7 protein-coding genes are annotated in these 10,270 nt (G+C 57.8%); 4 read left to right on the forward strand and 3 right to left on the reverse strand.

What is annotated here, in order from left to right:
• The first annotated feature begins 784 nt into the window (after positions 1 to 784).
• Both AB4043_RS10450 and AB4043_RS10455 read left to right on the forward strand, forming a co-directional pair.
• Complete coding sequence (locus AB4043_RS10450) at positions 785 to 1,960, forward strand: M24 family metallopeptidase (RefSeq protein WP_442307009.1); 1,176 nt, start codon at positions 785 to 787, stop codon at positions 1,958 to 1,960.
• Between the two features lie 261 nt (positions 1,961 to 2,221).
• The gene (locus AB4043_RS10455; protein ID WP_442303213.1) at positions 2,222 to 4,162 is read left to right on the forward strand and encodes an outer membrane protein assembly factor BamB family protein; all 1,941 of its coding nucleotides are present in this window, start codon (positions 2,222 to 2,224) and stop codon (positions 4,160 to 4,162) included.
• A gap of 90 nt (positions 4,163 to 4,252) precedes the next feature.
• Here the strand turns inward: AB4043_RS10455 and AB4043_RS10460 are convergent, their stop codons facing one another.
• Positions 4,253 to 5,248, reverse strand: coding sequence for a ThuA domain-containing protein (locus AB4043_RS10460; protein ID WP_442307010.1), 996 nt, complete (start codon positions 5,246 to 5,248; stop codon positions 4,253 to 4,255).
• Positions 5,249 to 5,534: 286 nt separating this feature from the next.
• Between AB4043_RS10460 and AB4043_RS10465 the strand changes: the two genes are divergently transcribed.
• Together AB4043_RS10465 and AB4043_RS10470 are read left to right on the forward strand one after the other, a co-directional pair.
• Positions 5,535 to 6,452, forward strand: coding sequence for a carboxypeptidase-like regulatory domain-containing protein (locus tag AB4043_RS10465; RefSeq protein WP_442307011.1), 918 nt, complete (start codon positions 5,535 to 5,537; stop codon positions 6,450 to 6,452).
• Positions 6,394 to 8,208: a hypothetical protein gene (locus AB4043_RS10470; RefSeq protein WP_442307012.1), complete on the forward strand. Its 1,815-nt coding sequence runs from the start codon at positions 6,394 to 6,396 to the stop codon at positions 8,206 to 8,208. The genes AB4043_RS10465 and AB4043_RS10470 overlap by 59 nt, the downstream gene beginning before the upstream one ends.
• 146 nt (positions 8,209 to 8,354) lie before the next feature.
• On the opposite strand, the gene AB4043_RS10475 is transcribed toward AB4043_RS10470, so the two are convergent.
• Both AB4043_RS10475 and AB4043_RS10480 read right to left on the reverse strand, forming a co-directional pair.
• Positions 8,355 to 9,764: an aldehyde dehydrogenase family protein gene (locus AB4043_RS10475; protein ID WP_442303210.1), complete on the reverse strand. Its 1,410-nt coding sequence runs from the start codon at positions 9,762 to 9,764 to the stop codon at positions 8,355 to 8,357.
• 24 nt (positions 9,765 to 9,788) lie between these two features.
• On the reverse strand, positions 9,789 to 10,270 hold a 482-nt coding region (locus tag AB4043_RS10480; RefSeq protein ID WP_442307013.1), incomplete at its 5' end, for a citrate/2-methylcitrate synthase.

Genomic DNA, 10,270 nt, shown 5'->3' on the forward strand with positions numbered 1-10,270 from the left:
GGATTGGCCATAGTATGCGCGAGATGACTCGCGAGAAGCTGATCGTTCTGAAACGATGATCGGGCCTGCTTCGCGGGATGGGATCGAGGCTCTTGACCCGACTCAAGCGTGTTAGGCTCCATCCGAACTAAGGCATATGGTTTTTCACACCTCTTCCTACCCTTGGGGAGGGGTGTCTTTTTGTAAAGGCAAAGCGTTTTTGCCGATTGAATGCAGCCACGGCAGGGAGAGTCCACTCCTCGTCATTTCCACCGTGCAGATTTGGATTGCGAAACCACGCCAAGCAGGATCGCGTCCGGCTGAGTTTTCTGGGGTACGATTCCGGGTACCCAGTGGAAATCTTTGCTATCTTCCTTGTTTTCAATCGGTTCGATTCCCTGGGGGCAACCAATAGTGCATTTTCTTAGCTGCGTTGGGTAAGCTCACGCGCGGCAGAGATCAGGTTGAGTTAGTCGGCCCCATAAGAACAGCGATACCATTCGCTCGATGCTGGTTCGTCTTCGTGAAGTTCTATCCAGCGCACGGAATCATGAGCGCTGAAGATGAGAAGCAAACTCCCTAACTATTCGATCAATTGCTGCTGAAGTTGATTCCCTCCAAACGATTGGGGAGCCCGATGGCATCACGCAACTTGCGGTGTGGCTTGTTTCAGATCAGTCGGATTACATTCACGGGCAACCATTTATTCTGACGGCGGCATGTTGCTGTATCCGGGCTTATCGGTGCGGGTTAAGCAGAACAGGGATTGTCAATGCAAGGGAAGAAGACGGATGGTGAACAGAGAATGGTGAATCAGGAACGCAGGCTCCGCATGCGTCACGCCATGGAAGCGCAACAGTTGGATGTACTGATTCTTCGTCTGCCGGAGAATGTGTTGTTGCTGAGTGGGCACTGGCCGATGATTGGCGCTGCGTATCTGGTTTTTCCCCGTGAAGGAAAATCAGTTTGCATTGTTCCGGAGTGTTACCAGGCGGAGGTGTGCGCCTCTCTCGTTGAGTGTGAGGCGATCTACTATCCATTGGGCGGCGCACTGGATCCGCCGGCGGCCCTGGTCGTGAAGGATCTGCTGGCGCAGCAGATGAAGCCAGGGTGGCGCACCATTGGGTATGAGGGAGACTTCGAGACGGTTGYCCCTTCATGGAATGCGGCCGAAGGCCTGGTGCCCACAACCTCCTTTCAATGCCTACTCGCTGAGGCGTGCGAGGGAAAGACGCTCGTCGATGTGACACGGTTGATGCTCGAAGGGCGGGTGCGCAAGACAGCGTATGAGATCGTGCGGCTCGCGATTGCGAGTGAGGTCTCGTGTTTCGGCCTGGAGGCCTTTGAGCAGGCTGTCAATATTGGCATCTCTGGAGTGCAGCTTGCTGCCCTGGTGGAACAGGCGGTGATGGTGCACGGTACCGGGTATCGCGACAGTGTGCGCGTGAGAGCTTTTGCTCAAGTGACGACAGGGGCGACAGAGACAGCCTATGCGCATCGGCCGAACGTCATCTCCACCACGAGACCGATGGCCGATGGAGATATTGCGGTACTGGAACTTGGAGTCGTAGTCGATGGCTACTGGGCAGACCGGACGCGTGTTCGCGTCGCGGGGCGCGCGAGCGATAAGCAGATGAGGATCTTCGAAACGGTACGCGAGGCACAGGAGGCGGCGGTTGCTTCTGTGCGTGCCGGCGTACGCGCCAGAGACGTGGATGCCGCGGCCAGAGCCGTGATTGAAGAAGCTGGGTACGGCTCCAGCTTCCCACACATCACAGGTCACGGTCTTGGCTTTGGATATCACGAGCCGGCGCCCATTCTTGGGCCGCGTTCGGAGGATGTACTGGAAGAAGGTATGTTTACGTCAGTGGAGCCCGGCATTTATACGACCGCACATGGCGGTATTCGGATTGAAGACGATGTTGTCGTGACAAAAGACGGCGCACTGGTACTTGGAGMTTATAAGAAGGTCTTGCAGTAGGGGATAGCGGACGAAATCGATGTGAAATGGATCCGAGGTAGCGACATCGATCATCGATAAAGCCCCAAGGTCGGCGCAAGCAGAACGCCGGAGAGTAGACCGGCCATCAGTGAACCGACGATTTTGCCGCGTTCGGCGGCCGGAGACATTCCACCGGTCAGGCTTCGGTGTAGATACGGTAACAACCTCGTGTTTTTCCATGATAGCCATTTATGCTGAATGGCCACGCGCTCCTGAGGCGTGTGCAATGTGAAAGAGCAAATGACAAATCCATATCTACGCAGTCTTGCGGTGCTAACTACGTTGGCCGGCGTCACCCCGTTGTGGTCACAGTCAAACTGGGCTTCTTATGGGCAAGACCAGAGCGCCTCGCGATTTTCAAAGTTGACTCAGATCAACCCGGCCAACGTTGCAAGACTTGAGCGCGCCTGGACCTTTCACACTGGCGGGGATACTCAGAACGAAGGTACGCCGGTCATTGTGGATTCGGTTGTTTACATGTCGTCACCGAACGGGTACTTCGCCATTGATGGTGTCACTGGCGAACAGATCTGGAAATTCTCTGCCCAGGAGACTACGTTACGCGGCGTTGCTTATTGGCCCGGCAATAAGACCTCGCCCGCACGGATTATCGGCTCCGTCGAGAAGGGCCGCATCGTGGCACTGGACGCAAAGACCGGTAAGCCCGTACCCGAGTTTGGCGAAAACGGTTACCTCGATATCAAGTCCAAGATGACCTCACCTCCAGCCGTCTACAAGGACATGCTCATTCTGCCGACGACGGATACGCATGTCCGCGCCTGGGATGCCAAGACCGGCAAGATGGTGTGGAACTTCAACCTGGTACCGCAACCCGGAGAGCCCGGGCACGAGAGTTGGGACAACGATGCCTGGAAGACTACAGGCGGCGTCAATGTATGGGGGCATATTACGGTTGACGAAAAACTTGGCATCGCTTTCATCCCGACGGCGCCACCATCGCCGGACTATGTCGGTATCAGCCGTCCAGGCGACACTTTGTATGGAACCTCGCTGCTGGCGCTCGATGCCAATACCGGCAAGCTGAAGTGGTATCACCAGCTTGTCCATCATGATCTTTGGGACTTCGATTCCGCAGCGGCGCCCACCCTGGTAGAGATTAGGCAAAAGGGTAAGGTGATTCCAGCCGTTGTTCACATGGGAAAGACCGGCCTGATGTACATCTACGATCGCCGCAACGGTAAACCGATCTTCGGTGAAGAAGAGCGGCCTGTGCCACCGAGCACAGTCCCCGGCGAGAAGTCCTCTCCGACTCAGCCGTTTCCGATCAAACCGGAGCCGATCGCGCGCATCAGCATGAAGCACGAGGAGCTGCCGAAGAACATTACCCAGAGTTTGACCGACTATTGCGAGGGGCTCTGGAAGAAATACAAGCTCGAGGATGCGGTTCCCTTCAATGCGTGGAAACTCAACCAGGACGTTGTTGAATTTCCCGGCGCCGTCGGTGGCGGCAACTGGAATGGTGTCTCGTACAACCCGGCCCTTGGACTCGTCTTCACTAACGTGATGAACGCAGGCCAGTGGGGGCATATCGGCACCGGTGGGCCACGTTTCGGTGGACCTCGCCCAGGCGCCCAGGGTGGCGGCCGCCCGTCAGGTCCGCCGCCGGGAACTGGAGGGCAGCAGCCTTCCGGCCCGCCCGACCAGGAATTTGCAGACCGTCCTGCTACTGCGCCCACCGGTCCGCGCTACAGCAAGATCACGCCAGAAGGTCAGCGCTTCTGGCAGCCTGATACGCGCTACTCCTGCGCCCCGACTCCCTGGGGGGAGCTGGTGGCGGTCAACATCAATAACGGTGAGATCGCGTGGAGATCGACTCTCGGAGCGTTTCCAGAGCTTGAAGAGAAGGGACTCAAGACCGGAACACCGAATCTTGGCGGAGGCATTAACACTGCCGGCGGCCTCATCTTTATCGGAGCCACCGTTGACTCAAAGTTCCGTGCCTTCGATTCGAAAACCGGCAAAGAGCTTTGGTCTACAAAGATTGATGCGCCTGCGCACTCAATTCCCGCAACTTATCTCGGTAAGGACGGCCGCCAGTACGTGATTGTGTCTGCCGCCGGAGGTGGTTTTCTACGGGACCCAGTGGCTGATGCTGTTATCGCATTTGCTCTGCCGAAGAGCGCTGCCAAGCCGGCCGCGAAACATACGGCAGGAAAGTAGCGTCAAGCGTAGCGTTCGGGCAAGAAAAGGAGATAAGGCAAAGTGGGATTCCCTCAACAGAAGGAATCCCACTCAGAAGTATTGCGCTACCTACTCGGATGCCTTCTCCGGCAATGCTCCTGGTGCGGGTGGCGGCATGGCTATCGGTGATGCATCCGCATCAAGCTCCCCGAGTGCCCACTTGATAGCCTGGAGATACATCTCCTGGATCTTCGGGTTATCCCAGATGGAAGGCGCATGTCCAAAGGTGGAGTAGAAGACTCGTCCCTTGCCGTAGCTCTTTGCCCAGGTCAGCGCGTAAGGATAGTCTTCCGCCTTCACGCCGCGCTTGGGGTCGTTGTTCAGATGCGTTGTATCCAGGCGCATCAGCACACGGCTCTTCTCCGGAGAGAAGCCGTTGCTTTGATAGAACTCATCGCGCATCGTGAAGGTTGGTCCAAACTGCGCCATACCCGGGAACTTCGGGTCGGTGACGATTACAGGAGCTTCGATGGTTCCCCATGGGTGTTGATCGAAGCGTCCGCCGAGCAGTTCACCAAATTCAGGCCATGAGAGAAACGCAGTCGTTCCCGTGTGCGCTGCGACGAAGCCCTTTCCGGCATCGTGGACGAACCACAGCAGGTCTGTCTTCTGCGGTTCGTCAAGTGCGATCTCGCGGTGGCCGAGGAAGAAGATTGCATCGACGTTGCATAGGCTGGGGCCTCCGCTTGCAGGTTCGCCGGTTGTCATCTTCGGATTTCGCGAGATGATGTTGGAGTCTGTCCGAATCCAGGAGTCATAGGCTCCGGACTTGTAGCCGATCTCTTCAATCACCGCGATGGCATGGGCGATATCGTGCTGTGCGATGCCGTTGCGTGTGTCAGCCCAGATCAGCAGGCGCTTCTTCGGTGGGCCTGCGGGGACGGCCTCGGGAGGTGGCCCGGCAGGACGTACGCCTGTCCCTCCATTCGGTCCGCCAGGACGCAGCCCACGCACAYCTGGTGCTGGACATCCTGAGTCCGCTGCAGCCGGTTGTGCATAGCCGATGACCGGTGCCGCGAGTACGGCTGCGATCACCGCGAACCGCAGATAACTGCTCTTACCCATTCCACCTCTCCTTACCTTCGCGCGCGTCTTCGTGTGCCGGTCGTGATGCTAGCACGCACGGCAAAGCTGATACCTTTTGTGAACGGTATTGGCACGGTAATTGTGTTGACACCTTAAAAACGCGCCGCCTAGCATCCGCTTCCGATTGAGAAACAGGACTGATTGTGCAAATGGCCAATCGGGTCAGGTTTTCAGCCAGTGTGAGGATGTGATGCAGACCAAAAAAAGAATCTACGTTTTACTCGTCGCAGTACTTTTGTGCTGCGCGTTTGCGGGGGCGCAGTCGTTGAACACCTCTCGAATCGGTGGCATTGTGCAGGACCCTACGGGCGCCGGCGTGCCGGGCGTCACGGTAGTGCTGACCCAGACCGAGACAGGCTTTACACGCACGGTACAAACGGCCAGCGACGGGGCGTACAGCGCACCCGACCTGCCGCTCGGCCCTTACAAGATCCAGGTCACCGTGCAGGGCTTCCAGACATCGACGATCACCGGSATTCTGCTGCAGGTCGGCAGTAATGCCGACGTGGATGTGAAGCTCTCGCTTGGTAGTGTCACGGATGTCATCACGGTCGAGTCAACCTCTGGTGTTTCCGTGGAAACAGTAAGCAATGGCGTCGGTCAGGTTATCGACCGGACGCAGGTAGTAGAGCTTCCGCTGAACGGGCGTGATCCAACACAGCTCATCGCCTTGGCCGGCGCTACTACGACCGCACCGGCAGGTGATCTGAATACAAATAAAAACTTTCCAACGATTACGATCGCGGTCGCGGGCGGTTTGCCGAACGGCGTAGCGTACGTCCTGGATGGTGGCAACCACAACGATGTCTTCAACAACCTGAACCTTCCGCTGCCGTTCCCGGACGCATTGCAGGAGTTCAAGTCGGAGACAAGCTCTCTGCCCGCGCAGTATGGCAATCATGCCTCGGCCGCGATCAACGCTGTGACGAAAGGGGGAACCAACCAGTTCCACGGCGATGTCTTCTGGTTTGTTCGCAACTTCATGTTCAATGCGGCGAACTACTTCAACTACGTCAATGGTGTGAAGACGCAGGACAACCTGAAGCGCAACCAGTTTGGCGGAGTACTGGGCGGACCGATCAGGAAGAACAAGCTCTTCTTCTTCGGAGGTTACCAGGGAACGATTGTCCGCCAACTCAGCAATCGGCTACTTCAACACTGTGAAGTACCAGGTGGGGGATGACGTCAGCCTGACGCGGGGTACGCACTCGCTCGCGTTTGGTGCGCAGTATCTGTTTGCCTATATGAACACCGTCAACAATCGGCCAACGAATGGGGCTTATACGTTCAACGGCACAGTCTACGGCGCCAATACCGCGGGCTTTGCAGACTTCATGGTGGGCAAGGTCGCGAGCTTCAATCAGGGCAACGCCGACTACGAGAACGACCGCTGGAACTATGTCGCGCTCTATGCGCAGGACTCATGGCGCGCCAATAATCATCTGACTGTGAACTACGGTCTGCGCTGGGAACCATACATTCCGTTCTACAACGTAGACAGCCATGCACAGAACTTTGACATCAATCGTTTCAACGCCGGCGCGAAGAGTACACAGTACGCCCTTGCTCCTGCCGGTCTGACTTTTCCGGGAGATGCAGGATATCCGGGACGCTCCTACAACCGTGGCAACGTCATGAGCGGCTTCCAGCCCCGCGTCGGCCTGATCTGGGATCCATCGAAGGACGGAACCCTGTCGATCCGCGCCGGGTATGGCATGTTCTACGACTCTCCACAGATGTTCTTCTTCACCCGCTACTCCAACTCGCCGCCGTGGGGCCAGACGGTCAGCGTCAACAACGTTGACCTGGCAAATCCCTGGGCCACGTATGCGGGCGGAAACCCGTTCCCGGCGCTTGCCCATCTGACTCCGACCACACCGTTCGTCACGCAGGGCATCTACGTCAATGCGCCGCTGGACCTGAAGCAGATGTATCTGCAGCAGTGGAACCTTTCCGTTCAGAAGCAGGTAGGACGCTGGCTCTTTGGCGCAACCTATCTGGGGAACAAGACGACGCACTTGATGACGAGCTATGAGCTGAACCCGGCTACCTATATCCCAGGGACCATGACGGGTGCCTCCACGGACTGCGCCGGGATGCAGTCATCGTTACGTCCGACGTCCGGGGCATGCTCCACCACCGGCAATACGAATAACCGGCGTCGGTTGATCACCTCGAACCTGGCGAATGGCCAGTACTACTCCACGACCGGTCAGTTGGATGATGGTGGCACAGCCAACTACAACGGTACGCTGGTCTCAGTAAACCGCCGAGCCAAGACTGTGAATATGGTGGCCAACTACACCTGGTCTCACTGTCTGAGCGAGGCAGAGACGACGGAGCTAACTGGACCGTCGTACGTCATCCCTGGGAATCGTGCCGCCAGCTACTCCAACTGCGACTCGGACCGTCGTCACGTGGCTAATGTCTCGCTGATTCTGACTGGGCCACATTTCGCGGAGCGCTATGCCAATCTAATCTTTGGCGGGTGGGGGCTTTCCACCATCCTTACGGCTCGCAGCGGTGGGTATTACACCGTGACGACCGGCGTCGACAACGCCCTGACCGGCGTGGGAGGGCAGCTCGCCATCAAGTCAGGTAATCCATACGGTGCGATGACGAAATTCAGCGTAGCCAACGGATACATCACCAACGTCCTCGTGAAGTCTGGATTCACGTCTCCTGCGAATGGAACCTACGCCCTGGATCGTCCGCTCACGCTGCATGGGCCGGGCGCCTTCCAGCTCGATATGTCCCTGTCGCGCGAGTTCAGGGTAACCGAGTCGCAGAAGTTCCAGTTCCGCTGGGAGACCTTCAACGTTCCCAATAAAGCAAACTTCAATAACCCAACCAGCGCACTGAGCAACTCGCAGTTCGGATACATCACCACTGCGGGTGATCCGCGCATCATGCAGTTCGCCGGCAAGTACATCTTTTAGACGCTAACGAAGCACTACGTCTCAAGGCCTGTGCAGATGTCGCACAGGCCTTGGCTATTTAATCCAGGGATAGCACGGCATCTTTGCACTCAAAAGATTGGCCCCTGTGCGTATCGCACAGGGCCAGTAGGGACTGATTGGACGTCTTAGTAAGTCTGCGTGTTGTAAAACTCGCCGAACAGCTCCTGATCGGATGGGCGGTCTTCCGGAATGGGACGGCTCACCCAGGTGGTCTGCATGTAATGCTTCAGGGTGACGTTCTCATTGGTGATATTGCCACCCCAGATCCCGCAGCCCATGCTGGAGGTCATGGCCATGCCGTTGGTGAAGGAGCCTGAGTTGGCCTTCGACTGRGCCTGCCGCACCATCATGCGGCTTACGGGGGCCAGACGTGCAAGCTGATCAATGTGTTCGTCGTTGAATGAGTAGATGCCGCAGGAGTGTCCGCGCCCGCCGACTTTGTAGATCTCGGTCACCATCTTCAACGCGTTCTCCCATCCGCTGTATTTGAAGATGGAGAGCACCGGTGAAAGCTTCTCGCTCGAGAAGGGATACTGTTTGCCGATATGTTCCTCCGGAACGATCAGGAAGCGCTTGCCTGCGGGGATGGAAAACCCGGCCAGTTCGGCGATCGTGGCTGCCGGCCGCGCAATCGTCGGTGCGGTGCGATGGTTCTCGGCATCCCACATCACCGCCTGCAGCTTCACCTTCTCGTCCGGAGAGACCAGGTAGCCGCCCTCTTTCTGTAGCTGCTCCAGCAATGCATCGTAGACGGTGGCCTCGACGATCAGGTTTCCATCAGAGGAGCAGCCCGATCCGTTGTCGGAAACTTTGCTGAGGCGGGTGTTGCGCGCCGCTTCTTCCACATTGGTGGTCTCATCAAAGAGCATCGTGGCGTTGCCCGCACCGACGCCGTAGGCCGGTTTGCCGGAGCTGTATGCAGCCTTCACCATCGCCGGGCCGCCGGTCGCGATGGTCATGTCGCACTGCGCCATCAGCTCGTGTGCGACAGGAATGCTGGGTCGCTCCACCACCTGGAAGACATCTTCCGGTACGCCTTCGCGCCGCAGCACCTCGCGCATAATGTTTACGGTCTCGATGGTGGTGTTCTTGCTCGCCGGATGTGGTGAGAAGATGGCAGCATTCTTTGCCTTGATAGCAAAGATGCCGTTACCGGCTTCGGTCAGCGCGGCGTTGGTCACCGGCACCAGGGAAGCGATCACGCCAACGGGCTTGGCGTACTTCACCAGCCCCTTCTCGGGAACCTCTTCGATGATGCCCATGCTCTTCTGCCGCAGCACATCGCGCAGAATTCCGTGGATCTTGAATCGCTTGCCAGGACGGGTCTCCCGATCGCCCAGACCGCTCTCGTCGATGCTCTTGTTCGAGAGGCGGGTGAAGGTGTTCTCGTTCGCGATTGCCCAGCCGAGAGCCTGGCATAGGCGATCCACCTTTGCCTGGTCGTAGTCCTTGATGGCGTCCATCGCCGCGCGGGCTCGGGCCACCATCTCCTGGATCTCCTGCTTCTGTTCTTCGGTAATTACCTTTGGCGCCATACGTTCTCCTGAAGCATTTGCGTGTTACGACAGATCTCTTGGCGGAGGTCCGTCGTAGACAACTGGGACATGGATACGCATCGCCTTCTCTCGCGCCAGCTCTTCTGCTACCTCGGCACTAAGTCCGGCAACGCGTCCCACAATGAAGATCAGCCTGCCCATGATGGGCGGAAATCCAAGGTCGAAGAGCACAGCCGCCAGCACGCCGTCGATGTTGATGGGCAGCGGTTTGATCTTCTTCGCTACTGCGTCTTCGAGCGCCAGCATGAAGCGCACGCCGTCGCCGGCCAAGCCGAACTCATCGGCCATTCCGAAGAGCACATCCTTGCGCGGGTCAGTGCTGTGCTTACGATGCCCCATGCCGGCGAGCCGTTCTCCCCGGGAGCGGTACAGCTCAACCAGCTTTTCGGCTGCAGCTTCCAGGGGGATGCCTTCGGCCTTCGCCAGAGCGGTGCCCTCGGCGATGAGCTCCATACAGGCCATGCCCGCGCCGCCGTGCTGATCGC

It is taken from the genome of Terriglobus sp. YAF25 (assembly GCF_052113305.1).
Taxonomy (GTDB): domain Bacteria; phylum Acidobacteriota; class Terriglobia; order Terriglobales; family Acidobacteriaceae; genus Terriglobus.

Bases quoted from the DNA above. Each gene is read 5' to 3' on its own strand.
- AB4043_RS10455 (WP_442303213.1), top strand. From the start codon at position 2,222: ATGACAAATCCATATCTACGCAGTCTTGCGGTGCTAACTACGTTGGCC.